General features: G+C 69.8%; 11 protein-coding genes. 9 read left to right on the top strand and 2 right to left on the bottom strand.

Annotation, left to right across the window (positions count from 1 at the left end; all coding sequences use genetic code 11):
- The first annotated feature begins 25 nt into the window (after positions 1-25).
- The 6 genes from AB0D27_RS23825 to AB0D27_RS23800 all read left to right on the top strand — a co-directional run bounded on the left by AB0D27_RS23825 (position 26) and on the right by AB0D27_RS23800 (position 8743).
- Complete coding sequence (locus tag AB0D27_RS23825; protein ID WP_362512194.1) at positions 26-1123, top strand: sugar ABC transporter substrate-binding protein; 1098 nt, start codon at positions 26-28, stop codon at positions 1121-1123.
- 183 nt (positions 1124-1306) lie between these two features.
- Positions 1307-2098, top strand: coding sequence for an ATP-binding cassette domain-containing protein (locus AB0D27_RS23820; RefSeq protein WP_362512138.1), 792 nt, complete (start codon positions 1307-1309; stop codon positions 2096-2098).
- Positions 2095-3387 carry a sugar ABC transporter permease gene (locus AB0D27_RS23815; RefSeq protein ID WP_362512135.1) on the top strand — a complete coding sequence of 431 codons (1293 nt, stop codon included), beginning with the start codon at positions 2095-2097 and terminating at the stop codon, positions 3385-3387. The genes AB0D27_RS23820 and AB0D27_RS23815 overlap by 4 nt, the downstream gene beginning before the upstream one ends.
- A 221-nt stretch (positions 3388-3608) precedes the next feature.
- A complete protein-coding gene (gene dxs, locus AB0D27_RS23810) occupies positions 3609-5540 on the top strand; it encodes a 1-deoxy-D-xylulose-5-phosphate synthase (protein ID WP_362512132.1) in 1932 nt (643 codons plus the stop codon).
- Between the two features lie 144 nt (positions 5541-5684).
- Positions 5685-7208 (top strand): amino acid permease, encoded by a 1524-nt coding sequence (locus tag AB0D27_RS23805; RefSeq protein ID WP_362512129.1) that lies wholly within the window; start codon positions 5685-5687, stop codon positions 7206-7208.
- A 74-nt stretch (positions 7209-7282) separates the two neighbouring features.
- Positions 7283-8743, top strand: coding sequence for a glycosyltransferase family 39 protein (locus AB0D27_RS23800; protein WP_362512126.1), 1461 nt, complete (start codon positions 7283-7285; stop codon positions 8741-8743).
- Positions 8744-8845: 102 nt separating this feature from the next.
- On the opposite strand, the gene AB0D27_RS23795 is transcribed toward AB0D27_RS23800, so the two are convergent.
- Positions 8846-9226 carry an NTP pyrophosphohydrolase gene (locus tag AB0D27_RS23795; RefSeq protein WP_362512123.1) on the bottom strand — a complete coding sequence of 127 codons (381 nt, stop codon included), beginning with the start codon at positions 9224-9226 and terminating at the stop codon, positions 8846-8848.
- A gap of 4 nt (positions 9227-9230) precedes the next feature.
- Positions 9231-10229, bottom strand: a complete 999-nt coding sequence (locus tag AB0D27_RS23790) for a hypothetical protein (RefSeq protein ID WP_362512121.1) — start codon at positions 10227-10229, stop codon at positions 9231-9233.
- A gap of 306 nt (positions 10230-10535) precedes the next feature.
- Between AB0D27_RS23790 and AB0D27_RS23785 the strand changes: the two genes are divergently transcribed.
- The 3 genes from AB0D27_RS23785 to AB0D27_RS23775 are packed head-to-tail and all read left to right on the top strand — an operon-like array spanning position 10536 to position 14887.
- Positions 10536-12710 carry a HAMP domain-containing protein gene (locus tag AB0D27_RS23785; protein ID WP_362512118.1) on the top strand — a complete coding sequence of 725 codons (2175 nt, stop codon included), beginning with the start codon at positions 10536-10538 and terminating at the stop codon, positions 12708-12710.
- 9 nt (positions 12711-12719) lie between these two features.
- Positions 12720-14408 carry a poly-gamma-glutamate synthase PgsB gene (pgsB, locus tag AB0D27_RS23780; protein WP_362512115.1) on the top strand — a complete coding sequence of 563 codons (1689 nt, stop codon included), beginning with the start codon at positions 12720-12722 and terminating at the stop codon, positions 14406-14408.
- Entirely contained in the window at positions 14405-14887 is a 483-nt protein-coding gene (locus AB0D27_RS23775; RefSeq protein ID WP_327432493.1) for a poly-gamma-glutamate biosynthesis protein PgsC/CapC, read from the top strand. Before pgsB ends, AB0D27_RS23775 begins: the two co-directional genes overlap by 4 nt.
- The last annotated feature ends 9 nt before the right edge of the window (positions 14888-14896 follow it).

Raw genomic sequence — 14896 nt, 5'->3', positions numbered from 1 at the left:
GGAGGTTTCTGAAGTGAACACGCGTATGCGTCGTGCCGCCGTTGCCGTTGCCGCTGGTGCGATGGCCGTTTCGCTGGCCGCCTGTGGCAGTGCCAAGGAGTCCGGCAACAAGAGCAGCAGCTCCGGCTCTGCCAAGAAGGGCGACGCCATCACGGTCGGTCTGCTCCTTCCCGAGAACCAGACCGCGCGGTACGAGAAGTTCGACAAGCCCTTGATCGAGAAGAAGGTCAAGGAGCTCACGAACAACAAGGGCAAGGTCGTCTACGCCAACGCCAAGCAGGACGCCAGCACGCAGAACCAGCAGGTCGACACGATGATCACCAACAAGGTGGACGTGCTGATCGTGGACGCTGTGGACTCCGCCGCCATCAAGAGCTCGGTCCAGAAGGCCAAGGACGCCGGCATCCCGGTCGTCGCCTACGACCGTCTCGCGCAGGGCCCGATCGACGCGTACACCTCGTTCGACAACGAGACCGTCGGCAAGACCCAGGGCGAGGCCCTCCTCAAGGCCCTCGGCTCCAAGGCCAAGAGCGGCAAGATCGTCATGATGAACGGGTCGGTCACCGACCCGAACGCCGCGCAGTTCAAGAAGGGCGCCCACGAGGTGCTCGACGGCAAGGTGAACATCGGCAAGGAGTACGACACCAAGGAGTGGAAGCCGGAGAACGCCAACTCCAACATGGAGGGCGCCATCTCGGCTCTCGGCAAGAAGAACGTCATCGGTGTCTACTCCGCCAATGACGGCATGGCCGGCGGTATCATCACCGCCCTGAAGGCCGCCGGCATCAAGGTCCCGGTCACCGGCCAGGACGCCGAGCTCGCGGGTGTGCAGCGCATCGTCGCCGGTGAGCAGTACATGAGCGTCTACAAGCCGTACGCCCCGGAGGCCGACGCCGCCGCCGAGATGGCCGTGGACCTCGCCCAGGGCAAGTCGCTCGACTCGGTCGCCAAGGACAAGGTCGACAGCCCGACCACCAAGGCCATCCCGTCGGTCCTGGTCGCGGTCACCTCGCTGACGAAGGACAACATCAAGGACACCGTCATCAAGGACGGCGTCTACACGGTCAACGACATCTGCACCTCCGCCTACAAGGCCGACTGCAACAAGATCGGTCTGAAGTAAGCCGCCGCAAGTCTCTTTCCACGTACGGGAATTCGCTCTTGAATTCCCGTACGGGGCTTGCGAACTAAAAGCCCCTCCGGCGCCCCGCATCCAACAGCCCCGCAAGCTACGCGGGGCGCCGGACGGAACATCCCCCCTCCAAAACTTCTGCACAACCTCCCGCCGGGTCAGGCGGCGAAGGAGATGGTTCACGTGTCCGCTACGCCTGTTCTGGCGTTGCGCGGGGTCTCCAAGCGATTCGGTGCCGTTCAGGCGCTCACCGACGTAGAGCTTGAGGTCCACGCCGGTGAAGTGGTCGCCCTGGTGGGCGACAACGGCGCCGGAAAGTCCACGCTGGTCAAGACGATCGCCGGCGTGCACCCCATCGATGAGGGCGCCATCGAGTGGGACGGCAAGGCCGTCCAGATCAACAGGCCGCACGACGCGCAGGCGCTGGGCATCGCGACCGTCTACCAGGACCTCGCGCTGTGCGACAACATCGACGTCGTCGGCAACCTCTACCTGGGCCGCGAGGTGAAGAAGCGCGGCATCCTGGACGAGGTCGAGATGGAGCGCCGCTCCCGCGAGCTGCTGGACACGCTGTCCATCCGCATCCCCAGTGTCCGTATCCCGATCGCCTCGCTCTCCGGCGGTCAGCGCCAGACCGTGGCGATCGCCCGTTCGATGCTCGGCGAGCCCAAGCTCGTCATCCTCGACGAGCCCACCGCGGCCCTCGGCGTCGAGCAGACCGCCCAGGTCCTCGACCTGGTCGAGCGGCTGCGCGAGCGCGGCCACGCGGTGATCCTCATCAGCCACAACATGGCTGACGTGAAGGCCGTGGCCGACAAGGTCGCCGTCCTGCGCCTGGGGCGCAACAACGGCGTCTTCGAGGTCAAGTCGACCTCCCAGGAAGAGATCATCTCCGCCATCACGGGCGCCACGGAGAACGCCGTGACCCGTCGTGCGGCGCGCAGCAATGGGGAGGCTCAGAAGTGAGCATCGACAAGACCTCCGCGACCCCCGAGGACCACCTCGTGGAGAACCCCGAGGCGGCCGCCAAGGCGGTCACCGCGGTCGACCCCCGGCTGCTGGTCCGCGAGCAGGGCTTCGCGGGCTACATCACCGAGTTCAAGCGCAAGATGAAGGCCGGCGACCTGGGATCCATCCCGGTCGTCATCGGTCTGATCATCATCTGGGCGATCTTCGCGAGCCTGAACTCCAACTTCCTCACCGCGGGCAACCTGTCCGACATCTCCGTGGCCATGGTCGGCACGGGCATGATCGCCGTCGGCATCGTCTTCGTGCTGCTGCTCGGTGAGATCGACCTGTCGGTCGGTTCGGTCAGCGGTGTCGCGGGCGCGACGTTCGCGGTCCTGAATGTCACGCACGGCATGAACGAGTGGCTGGCCTTCGTGCTGGCCATCCTCACCGGCACGGTCGCCGGCGCGATCCACGGGTTCGTCTTCGCGCGCATCGGTGTGCCGGCCTTCGCCGTCACGCTGGCCGGTCTGCTGTTCTGGAACGGCTTCATGCTCAAGATCCTGGGCGACAACGGCACCATCAACCTGGACAGCGAGGGCGTCGTCGCCAAGCTGACCAGCTACTACTTCACCGATGTGGCCGCCGCCTACGCCCTCGCGGTCGTCGTGACCGCCGGGTTCTTCCTCAGCTCCTTCCTCGACAACCGTCGCCGTGAGGCCGCCGGTGTGCCGTCCCGGCCGCTGAGCGAGACCATCGCGCGTACGGTGCTGCTGGCGATCATCGCCTTCGCCGTGGCGGTCATCTACAACCAGTACAAGGGCCTGCCGCTGGCCGTCGTCATCTTCGTCGGCGTGCTGCTGCTCACGGACTTCGTGCTGCGCCGTACCTCGTACGGCCGGAAGATCTTCGCGCTCGGTGGCAGCGTCGAGGCCTCCCGGCGTGCCGGTATCAACGTGGAGATGGTCCGGATCTCGGTCTTCGCGATCTCCGGCACCTTCGCCGCGATCGGCGGTCTGTTCATCGCCTCGAAGATCGCCTCGGCCAACCAGGGCGCCGGCGCCGGCGACCTGCTGATGAACGCCATCGCGGCGGCCGTCATCGGTGGCACCAGCCTCTTCGGTGGTCGCGGCCGCACCTGGAACGCGCTGCTCGGTGTCCTGGTCATCGTCTCGATCCAGTACGGCCTCGCCCTGGAGGGCATCGCCTCGCCGGTCCAGTACATGATCACCGGTGGTGTGCTTCTCGCCACGGTCGTCATCGACGCGATCACCCGCAAGACGCAGAAGACAGCAGGCCGCGCCTAGCGGTCCGGCCCTTCCGGCCCCGCACGAAGTGCCCGGTACCCATGGTGGTACCGGGCACTTCCGTGTCTGCAGAGACGTTCGGGAAGGGGACGTCCGTACGGTCGATTTACGGCCGTTCGCGTGACGTACATCCCGGAGCCCGGGCGCCGCCACGAAAGGCGGAACATTAGACTCGACAGACCCGGCAACAGCTCGAACAGCTCTACTGCAAGGAGGCACGGGTGCCGCTGCTGACCCGCATCAGGGGACCGCGCGATCTGGACCGGCTCAGCCTGGAGCAGCTGGACCAGCTGGCCGGCGAGATCAGGACCTTTCTCGTCGAAGCGGTCTCCAAGACCGGCGGCCACCTCGGCCCCAACCTCGGTGTCGTGGAGCTCACCATCGCCCTGCACCGCGTCTTCGAGTCGCCGAAGGACAGGGTGTTGTGGGACACGGGCCACCAGTCCTACGTCCACAAGCTGCTCACCGGCCGTCAGGACTTCTCGAAGCTGAAGATGAAGGGCGGCCTCTCGGGTTACCCCGCGCAGGCCGAGTCCGAGCACGACGTCATCGAGAACTCGCACGCCTCCACGGTCCTCGGCTGGGCCGATGGACTGGCGAAGGCCAACCAGGTCCTCGAGCGGGACGACCACGTGGTCGCGGTCATCGGTGACGGCGCGCTGACCGGCGGCATGGCCTGGGAGGCGCTCAACAACATCGCGGCCGCCAAGGACCGCCCCCTCGTCATCGTCGTCAACGACAACGAGCGTTCGTACGCGCCGACCATCGGCGGCCTCGCGAACCACCTGGCGACCCTGCGCACCACCGACGGCTACGAGCGCTTCCTGGCCCGCGGCAAGGACCTCCTGGAGCGCACCCCGGTCGTCGGCAAGCCGCTCTACGAGACCCTGCACGGCGCGAAGAAGGGCCTGAAGGACTTCATCGCCCCGCAGGGCATGTTCGAGGACCTGGGCCTGAAGTACGTCGGCCCGATCGACGGCCATGACATCGAGGCCCTGGAGTCGGCTCTCGCCCGCGCCAAGCGCTTCGGCGGTCCGGTCATCGTGCACTGCCTCACCGAGAAGGGCCGCGGCTACCAGCCCGCCCTCCAGGACGAGGCGGACCGTTTCCACGGCATCGGCCCCATCCACCCCGACACCGGCCTGCCGATCAAGGCCTCGGGTGCCGACTGGACCTCCGTCTTCGGCGACGAGATGGTCAAGCTCGGCCGGGAGCGCGAGGACATCGTCGCGATCACCGCGGCGATGCTGCAGCCGGTCGGCCTGAAGAAGTTCGCGGACACCTTCCCGAACCGCATCTACGACGTCGGCATCGCCGAGCAGCACGCAGCCGTCTCCGCGGCCGGCCTCGCCACCGGCGGACTGCACCCCGTATTCGCCGTCTACGCGACCTTCCTCAACCGCGCCTTCGACCAGGTCCTGATGGACGTGGCGCTGCACAAGTGCGGTGTCACCTTCGTGCTGGACCGCGCGGGCGTCACCGGCACCGACGGCGCCTCCCACAACGGCATGTGGGACATGTCGATCCTCCAGGTCGTCCCGGGCCTGCGGCTGGCCGCTCCGCGCGACGCCGAGCAGGTCCGCGCCCAGCTGCGCGAGGCCGTCGACGTCACCGACGCGCCGACCGTGGTCCGCTTCTCCAAGGGCGCGGTCGGCCCTGCCGTACCCGCCGTGGGCCGGATCGGCGGCATGGACGTGCTGCGCGCGCCGGGCACCGACGCGCCCGATGTCCTGCTCGTCTCCGTCGGCGCGCTCGCCCCGATGTGCCTGGACATCGCCGATCTCCTCGACAAGCAGGGCATCTCCACGACCGTCGTCGACCCGCGCTGGGTCAAGCCCGTCGACGAGGCCATGGCCCCGCTCGCCGAGCAGCACCGCGTGGTCGTCACCGTCGAGGACAACTCCCGTGTCGGCGGCGTCGGTTCGGCGATCGCGCAGGCCCTGCGCGACGCGGGCGTCGATGTCCCGCTGCGCGACTTCGGCATCCCGCCGCGCTTCCTCGACCATGCCTCGCGCGCCGAGGTGATGGCGGAGATCGGCCTGACCGCGCCGGACATCGCCCGCCAGGTCACCGGCCTTGTCGCCAAGCTCGACGGCCGGTTCGAGCGCACGACGGCCGAGGCCGTGGACTCGGTGGAGCCCGTGCGCGACTGACGTACGACGAAGGCCCATTGGGCCGGTTTTGGCACCCTTTACGGTGGCGAAACCGGCCCATTTGCGTGAATCTGGCCGCGCCGGGGCATACGGAGCACACGCCCCCTCGATCATGTCGGGGACGTCAAGCGTGGAGGTACGCCCGTGAGCAGCACCCTCTTCAGAACGAAGAAGGTCGAACAGTCGATCTTGGACACTGAGGAGCCGGAGCACGCACTCAAGAAGTCGCTGTCCGCTCTGGATCTCACCGTCTTCGGCGTCGGTGTCATCATCGGCACCGGCATCTTCGTCCTCACCGGCAAGGTGGCCAAGCAGAACGCGGGCCCCGCGGTGTCGCTGGCGTTCGTCGCGGCGGGCGTCGCCTGCGGCCTCGCGGCGCTGTGCTACGCGGAGTTCGCCTCCACGGTTCCGGTGGCGGGATCGGCGTACACCTTCTCGTACGCCTCGCTCGGCGAGCTGCCCGCCTGGATCATCGGCTGGGACCTGGTCCTGGAGTTCGCGCTCGGCACGGCGGTGGTCGCCGTCGGCTGGTCGGGGTATGTGCGCTCCCTGCTGGACAACGCGGGCTGGCACATGCCCGCTTCGCTCGGCGGCCGGGACGGCGCCTCCGGCTTCGGCTTCGACATCCTCGCCGCGGTCCTGGTCCTGGTGCTCACCGCCATTCTCGTCGTCGGCGTGAAGCTCTCCGCCCGGGTCACCTCGGTCGTGGTCGCCGTCAAGGTCACCGTGGTGCTGATCGTGATCATCGCGGGCGCGTTCTTCATCAGCGGCGACAACTACAAGCCGTTCATTCCGAAGGCCCAGCCGGTGCCGGCGGGCGGCAGTCTCCAAGCCCCGCTGATCCAGCTGATGTTCGGCTGGGCGCCCTCCAACTTCGGTGTGATGGGCATCTTCACCGCCGCCTCCGTCGTCTTCTTCGCCTTCATCGGCTTCGACGTCGTCGCGACGGCCGCCGAGGAGACGAAGAACCCGCAGCGCGACATGCCGCGCGGCATCCTCGGCTCCCTGCTGATCTGCACCACCCTCTACGTCGCCGTGTCGATCGTCGTCACGGGCATGCAGAACTACCGCAGACTGTCCATCGACGCCCCGCTCGCCGACGCCTTCAAGGCGACCGGGCACCCCTGGTACGCGGGCGTCATCAGCTTCGGCGCCGCCGTCGGTCTGACGACGGTCTGCATGATCCTGCTGCTCGGCCAGACCCGGGTCTTCTTCGCGATGAGCCGCGACGGGCTGCTGCCGCGGTTCTTCTCCCGCGTCCACCCGAAGTTCCGCACCCCGCACCGGCCGACCATCCTGCTCGGCGTGATCATCGCGATCGTCGCGGGTTTCACCAGCCTCAGCGCACTGGCCGAACTGGTCAACATCGGTACGCTCTTCGCCTTCGTCGTCGTCGCCATCGGCGTCATCATCCTCCGCCGCACCCGCCCCGACCTGCACCGCTCCTTCCGCACCCCGCTGGTGCCGCTGGTGCCGATCCTCTCGGTGCTCGCCTCGCTGTGGCTGATGGTGAACCTGCCCGCGGAGACCTGGGTGCGGTTCGCGGTCTGGATGGTGATCGGGTTCTTCATCTACTTCCTGTACGGCCGTTCGCACAGCCGCCTCGGCCGACAGGAGGAGACGTCGGTGGGCCAGGTACTGAAGCCGCCGGGACGCGACACCGAGTAATCGACCCCCCTTCCTGCTCCGGCCCCGTATGTCCCGCTCAGGTGGGGACTGCGGAGCCGGATAGCGTGCACCCTATGGTCGCCGGGCTCCTGGAATCACCACGCTCCGTAGTTACGTCGCCGGTTGTGGACCGCGGCTACTGGAGACGGGCCCTGCCCGTGCTGACCCTGCTCGCCTGCGTCACCCGGGCCCCCTCCTTCCTGCGGCCGCTCTGGAGCCCCGACGAGGGCTATCTCGCCGTCCAGGCGCGGATACTGGCGCACGGGGGAGAGCTGTACGAGACGGTCGTGGACCGCAAGCCGCCGCTGGTGCCGTGGCTGTACGAGGTGGCGTTCGCGGTCTGCGGGTCCGACTCGCTCACCTCGGTCCGTATCCTCGCGGTGCTCGCCCAGCTCTCGACCGCCGTGCTGCTGACGTCGCTGGCCCGGCGCCGCTGGGGCGGGACGGCCGGACACACCGCGGGCGTCCTGTATCTGCTGACCTCCATCGGGCTCAACCCCGAGGACGCGCAGGCCGCGACCTTCGAGGTCTTCATGCTGCCGTGCACGGCCGCCGCGATGTGGTGCGCGGACCGGCGCCGCTGGACAGCGGCCGGGCTCGCGGTCGCGTGCGCGTTCCTGACGAAACAGCCGGGTGCGGCGGTACTGGTGCCGGTGGTGTGGCTGCTGCACCGGTGCGGCTCCTCGCGAACGGACGTCGCACGGCTCGGAGTTGGCACGGTCGTTCCGGTGCTCTGCGCGGCGCTGCTCACCGACCCGGCCGGGTTCCTGTTCTGGACCGTCACCGGTTCGGGTGCGTACGCCTCCTTCACCGGCTCCGAACTCCACGTGCTGACAAGGGGATTGGTCAACACGGCGATTCTGCTGGTCGCCTGCGCGGGGCTGCTTCCGCCGGTCGTACGCGCTCTGCGCCTCGCGCGTACGGGGTCGGGGGAGCTGTGGCTGTGGCTGGCCTCGTCGGCCTCGGCGGTCATGCTCGGCTTCCACTTCTTCGGCCACTACTATCTGCAACTCATCCCGCCCCTGGCGCTGTTGGCGACGGCCGCGCTGCAGACTCTGCCCCGCGAGCGGCTGGTGACCGCGCTTGTCACCTCGGTCTGCTGCTGTGCGCTGTTCCTGGCCTGGGGGGTGCTGGCGCCGCGTCCCGGCCTCACGCACGCGACCCGCCTCGCGGACACGGTGGCCCGGCGCACGGATCCCGGTGACCGGGTCCTGATCTGGGGGATACATCCGGAGACGTACTGGCTGGCGGACCGCGCGCCCGCCAGCCGCTATCTGACCGCCGGTCTCCTCACCAACTACAGCGGCGGGCGCAACGGTCCCCAAGTCGGCGAGAAGTACGCCGTCGCGGGTGCCTGGCCGGTGTTCCGCGACGAGATGGCCGCCCACCCGCCGGCCCTCGTCGTCGACGACTCCCACGACAAGCCGTACGCCCCCGACCGGCTCCCGTCCCTGCGGCGCCTGCTGGCCGCCGGGTACGCGGAGGCGGGGGTGGTGGACGGGGCGGTGCTGTATGCACGGCGGGGCAATTTCTAGCCCGTCCGGCGTTTGCGGACGAGCGCGAAGCGCGACAAGGGGGTTTGGGGGGGGAGCCCCCAGGTACGGGAAGGGTAGGGGCGGAGGGGGCGAAACCCGCCTCTATGCGTCACCCCGTACCGCCCGCGGCCCCACCACCTCCGCCCCCAGCTCAGCCACCCGGCGCCGCAGTTCGCGGTCGGCGGTGACGACCAGGCACGGGCGGTCGCGGGCCTCGGCGACGAGTTCGACGATGCGGTCGTCGCCGCTGCCGGGGGCGGCGACGACCCGGACACCCGGCACGGACGACACGCCCTTGGCCGCGCCCTCGACGACCAGGACCAGCTCCACGGGTCCCGCATGCCCGGGCAGCCCGTCCCGCGCGAGCCGGTCCCGCAGCCGCTCCGCCGCACCCCGTCGGTCCCGCCACCACCCATCGGGCACGGACCCGACGACGTTCGCGGCGTCGACGATGACGAGAAGGGGAAGGGAACCGTCGTCCATGGGATCAGCGTCGCACGATCGCGGGGGCGCTCGCCCACCGCGACGTGACCGCCCGTACGGCCGCCGCCGCCTCGGAGGTACGCGCGTCGCTCGCGCGGACGGTGCGCGCGAACTCGATGTGCAGGAACGGCACGCGCTCCGCGGCGGCCTTGCGCCCCTGCACGTTCTCGTGCCCCTCCAGGGGGCAGGAGCGGACCCAGGCGCGGCACACCACGAAACCGTGCTCGCCGAGAGCGTCGGCGATTCGACGGCCGTCGGCGCGGCCCACGGTGCCCTCGCCGGTGGAGGCGACGACATCGTGGTCGGGCGCGGAGTCGTCGGCGAAGCCGTGCAGCTGCATGCCGGGCAGCCCCCGCTCGGCCAGCTCGTCGCAGACGGCGTCGAAGACGGAGTCACGCCGGTGCGCGACGTCCGCGGCGTCACCCACTCCGGCCCTGCGGTGCGCGCCCGCGAGCACCAGTACCCCGCCGGGCGAGCCGAGCAGCACCCGGGCGCCGAGCCGCTCGGTGTGCGCGTCGGCGACCGGGTGCGGTACCTGCACCGACCAGCGGACCGGCGCGGACAGGTCGATGTAGACGCGGCCCCAGCCGCGTGGCGCGGGGCTCTGCTCCGTACGGTCGGACAGCTCGGCGTACCGGCGTCCGGTCGTGGAGTCGGTCAGCGTACGCAGCTGGAAGTCGATGTCGGTCAGGAGCGCGTCGGCGCGGTCGGGGTGACCGTCGAGAATCTGGCCCACCGCGTCGGCGACGGCCTGCCGTTCGAAGCGGCGCGGTTCGCGGTAGCCGGAGTCCTCGGAGAAGCCCGCGGTGTAGTCGGTGACGCGCTGTTCGAGGCGCACGCCCGCGGGGGCGGTGGGGCCAGTGCGGTCGGGGGAGGGATCGGCGTCGCCCTGCTGGTGGGCCCGGCCGAAGCCGTACGCGGCGAGTCCGGCCGCGAGCACGCCGAGGGCCACGACCGCCGCCGCGAGGCTGATCGACTTCGCCCGGTTCATGTTCACTCTCATGGCCGCACCCAAGATAGTCACAGGGGAGGCAGGGGCCCACGGGGGGCTCGTGTCCCGAGGGGAGGCAAAGAGTCCGCATGCCCGGATGTGATCGAAGTCAAACAGAGTTTCCTCTGTGTTACCCCAAGCTGTGCAACCCTTTGTCTGATCGGACGGTCTGAATAGACCGAGTCGCACTCCTGTGCACTCAGGGACGCTATTTGTCCCCCGGGGCATCCGACGCCCCACCTACAACTGCACGAGAGGAGCACCCCGTTGGCCGCTGCGCGTCCGAAGCGGCGGCACAAGGTCCGTCGAAGGGCTGACATGTCCCTGATTGGCGGGATACGTCCACCCATAGCCGCCTTGTCCGTTCTGCTCCTCACGCTCGCGGGCATCACCGCGCTGACCCTCGGCAAGCCGGACAACGTCCTCGTTCCGAAGGCCGTACTCACCTCGCAGCAGTACGTCGCCGAGGACGGCGCCGTCGCCCTGCGGGCCTCGCTCGACGAGTCGATCAGCGACCTCACCAACACGGCCACCCTCTTCAACGAGGGACAGCCCGTCTCCGCGGACACCGTCCTGGACAAGGTCGGCGACGTCTACCAGAAGTGGCGCGGTACCGCGGTCATCGAGATCAAGTCCGGCGACCTGCTCGCCGCCCGCGGAGAGAGCGTGCCGATCTCCGCGATCGACCGCGGCAAGCTCTCCGCCAAGAACGGCCTGGCCCCGCGCATGGTCCGCATGGACAACGGCCAGACCCGGCTGGTCACCCTCGCCGTACTGTCCTGGAAGGGACAGCCCCAGCAGCTCCTCGTCGCCTCCAGCAGCCTGACCTTCCCCGGCGTGAGCCTGGCCGGCGGACGCGCCATCGGAGTCGTCGACTCCACCGGGCGGGTGCTCAGCAGTCACGGCGCCCTCGACGCCAAGGGCGCCCAGCGGCAGTTGAAGTCCTTCGCCGGTGTCGCCGCCAAGAAGGCCCAGCAGAACCCCATCACCGCCAAGAAGCCCGGCTCGGGCGGCTACACCGGCGTCAGCGGTCACCTCACCGGCGACGCCGTCAAGGACGTACGCACCGTCGGCGGTTACGCCACCCTCGCCGCGCCCGTCGCCGGTGAGACCACCGTGGCCAGCGGCCTCGGCCTCACCGTCGTCACCCAGGTCGACGTCCGTGAGCACACCGAGCAGCTCACCCGGCCCGCGTTCGGCATCGCCGCGGCCGGCGCCCTGCTGCTCATCGGCGGACTCGCCGTCATGGTGCTGCTCGGCACCGTGCAGCGCCCGCTGATCCGGCTGTTCCTGGAGAGCCGCCGCCTCACCCGCGGCGACCTCGCGCGCCCGGTCACCGTGCCCAGGGCGGGAGAGGCCGCCCGGGTCGGCGCCGCCCTGGAGCGCCTGCGGCAGCAACTGGGAGGTGCCCCCGTCGACGCGGAGGGCCCCGCGCCCCGCAAGGGACTCGGCGCCCGCGCCCTGCTCGCCGTCTGCGCCGTGCTGCTGCTCGTCTGGTCGGCGCCGCTGATGCTGGTGCTCAACCGCGCCGACGATTCCGTACGCGTACCGAACCAGATCGTCCGGGACCAGAAGTCGCGCACCGCCACCGTCAGCGACCGGGTGCGCCGCGCCCTCAACGAAGGCCACGCGGACCTCTCCGCCGTCGCCGCGCTGATCGGCGACCGTACCTCGGCCGACGACATGCGCACCGTCCTCGAGCGCACCCTCGAGGACCACGACCGCTACCAGTCGCTGTACGTCCTCGGCGGCGACGGCGCGATCCTCGCGCAGGCCGGCCGGACCCCCCACCACACGGCGGGCAAGGGCCCCTCCGCGAAGTCCCTCGAAGTGACGGGCGAGGGCGGCAAGAAGCCCGTCATCACCGCCACCGCCGAGGCGCCCGGACGCGACGGGGCCGCCGTGGTCGGCGAGTTCCGCATCGAGTTCCTCAACGCCCTCCTCAGCCGCCAGGGCATGGGTGACGTCCGGGTCCTGGATGCCGAGAACCGTGTCATCGGCGGGGACTCCGGCTACCTCGCCTTCCAGCAGGCGCCCTCCCATCTCGCCCCGCTGCTCGGAAAGAAGGAGGCGTACGCCGCCGTCCAGCGCGGCGGCTCCACCGTGCGCGTCGCGGCCGTCGCCCCCTTCACCGGCGGCGGCGAGGCCAAGTCCCTGCGGTGGAAGGTCGTCAGCTGGCAGCCCGCCTCCGGGCTCGCCATCCCCGAGTACAGCCTGCAGAACCGCACGGTCCTCGCCGGGCTGCTCGGCCTGACCGCCGCCGCGGCCTGCCTCGGCTGGCTGCACATCGTCGTCGTACGGCCGCTGCGCGAACTGGCCCGCCAGGCCGAGGCGCTCGCGGGCGGCGACCGCAAGACCGTGCTCTATCCCCGCCACCACGACGAGGTCGGCGCCGTCGCCCGCAGTCTGGAGCTGATCAGACAACAGCTCCAGGGGGCCCGGCGTGGACGTGACGGCGGGGCACGCACCCCGGCCGGAGTCGGAAGGAACTAGGACCGAACCGTGCTCTTCCTCTACACCGTGCTCGTGGTGTGCGGATCCATCCTGCTGATCGCCGGAATCGTCGAACAGCGGCGCCACTTCGTGAACCTCGACCACATACCGACCCGCGTGCTCGTCAACGGCATCCGCGGCAAGTCGTCCATCACCCGGCTGTGCGCGGGCGCCCTGCGCGGCGGCGGACTGACCACCGTGGCCAAGACCACCGGCACCGCGGCCCGGTTCATCCATCCCGACGCCACCGAGGAGCCGGTCTACCGCAAGTTCGGCATCGCCAACGTCGTCGAGCAGATCGGCATCGTGCGCCGCGCGGCCGCATACAATCCGGACGCCCTCGTCATCGAGTGCATGGCCGTGATGCCGGCCCTCCAGGAGATCAACCAGTCCAAGCTGATCCGCTCCACCATCGGCGTGCTGTGCAACGTCCGCGAGGACCACCTCGCCGAGATGGGCCCCACCCTGGACGACGTCGCCCGCTCGCTGTGCCGGTCCATGCCCGAGGGCGGCATCTGCGTCACCGCCGAGAAGGACCGCTTCCACATCCTCCAGGAGGAGGCGGACGCCCGGGACTGCGAGCTCGTGTACGCCGACCCCGAGACGGTCAGCGACGAAGAGCTGCGCGGCTTCAGCTGGTTCACCTTCAAGGAGAACGTCGCCATCGCGCTGACCGTCGCCGACCTCGTCGGCGTGGAGCGGCAGACCGCCCTGCAGGGCATGTACGACGCCCCGCCGGACCCCGGTGTCCTCTCCGTCGAGCGGTATCTCGCCCCCGACGACAAGAAGCTGCGCTTCGCCAACGTCTTCGCGGCCAACGACCCCGAGTCGACGCTGATGAACATCAACCAGCTGCTCGACCTCGGCGCCGTCAGCCGCCCGCTGAACGTCGTCATCAACTGCCGTCCCGACCGCGTCGAACGCAACGGCCAGATGGGCGAGATCATCCCGGAGCTGGACCCCGAGCAGGTCTTCGTGATCGGCCACCCGGCCAAGAGCGCCATCGACGCGATCCCGGCCGCCTACCGCGACCGCGCCGTCGACCTCGGCGGCGACCGCCGTGATCCCGAGGAGTTCATGCGGCAGCTCCTCGCCCGCCTCGGCCCCGATTCCTCGCTGGTCGCCATCGGCAACATCCACGGCCAGGGCGAGCTGCTCCTCGAGCACCTGGCCGAACTCCCGGCGGACGAGAGCCCCGACGAGGTGTCGGAGCAGCCGGCCGAGCGCGCACCGGCGGCGCAGCACGTCGAGACGGTGCAGCTGTACGCCCCCCACCTCGACCCGTACCAGCAGTACTCGGAGGCGTACGAGACGCGGTACGCGCCGTACGCGGGCTCGGGTGACGCCGGACCCCACGCCCATGTGCCGACGCAGCGCGGGGCGCAGCGGCCGTATCCGGAGACGACGGGGGACTACGCCGCCGACCCGTACGCGCATCAGCCGCATCAGCCGCAGCCGCCGCAGTCGCAGCAACCGCAGCAGCAGACCCGGCAGCCCCAGCACCCTCGTGAGCCCTGGCCGACCGCCGTCCAGGCGCCCGCCGTCCCGCAGCAGCACCGCCAACCTCAGCAGCACCCGGAACCACCACAGCGCCACGAACCACCGCAATCCCGCGGTCTGTTCGAGCCCCGCGTCCCGCCCGCGTCCCCCGCCGACGACTCTCAGCAGTGGCAGAACCCAGGAGAGCAGCACCGTTGATCCCCTCCGTCCTCACCCCCGAGATCGCCGCGATCGGCATCGCCATCGGGCTGCTCTTCTCGCTGGTCTGCTATCTGACGACCAACCTCTCGCCGGGCGGCATGATCACCCCCGGCTGGCTGGCGCTGACCCTCGTCGAGGACCTCCAGCGCGCGGCGATGGTGGTCGGCGTCACCGTGCTGACGTATGTCGGCACGCTGCTGATGCAGAAGTTCGTGATCCTTTACGGCAAGCGGCTGTTCGCCGCGGTCGTGCTGCTCGGCGTGACGCTCCAGGCGACCGTGATGATCGTGCTGTCGCTCGAGTTCCCGCTGATGTACGCGAACCAGACGCTCGGGTTCATCGTGCCCGGCCTGATCGCCTACCAGCTGGTGCGCCAGCCCAAGGGCCCCACGCTGCTGGCCACCGGCTCGGTGACGCTGATGGCCTATGTCGTCCTCACCGCCGGAATCCTCCTCGGCGTCATGCCGTCCGCCTGACCACCGGAG

This window comes from Streptomyces sp. NPDC048415, assembly GCF_040651675.1.
In the GTDB taxonomy this organism is placed as follows: Bacteria; Actinomycetota; Actinomycetes; order Streptomycetales; family Streptomycetaceae; genus Streptomyces.
Note: the sequence above shows the minus strand (reverse complement) of the source record. Positions and strands in the feature narration are given on the sequence as shown.

What these genes read in the sequence shown, in the direction of transcription:
- AB0D27_RS23800 (WP_362512126.1), top strand. Translation starts at nt 7,283, where the DNA reads ATGGTCGCCGGGCTCCTGGAATCACCACGCTCCGTAGTTACGTCGCCG.
- AB0D27_RS23820 (WP_362512138.1), top strand. Translation starts at nt 1,307, where the DNA reads ATGGTTCACGTGTCCGCTACGCCTGTTCTGGCGTTGCGCGGGGTCTCC.
- AB0D27_RS23825 (WP_362512194.1), top strand. Translation starts at nt 26, where the DNA reads ATGCGTCGTGCCGCCGTTGCCGTTGCCGCTGGTGCGATGGCCGTTTCG.
- AB0D27_RS23790 (WP_362512121.1), bottom strand. Translation starts at nt 10,229, where the DNA reads ATGAGAGTGAACATGAACCGGGCGAAGTCGATCAGCCTCGCGGCGGCG.
- AB0D27_RS23795 (WP_362512123.1), bottom strand. Translation starts at nt 9,226, where the DNA reads ATGGACGACGGTTCCCTTCCCCTTCTCGTCATCGTCGACGCCGCGAAC.
- AB0D27_RS23785 (WP_362512118.1), top strand. Translation starts at nt 10,536, where the DNA reads ATGTCCCTGATTGGCGGGATACGTCCACCCATAGCCGCCTTGTCCGTT.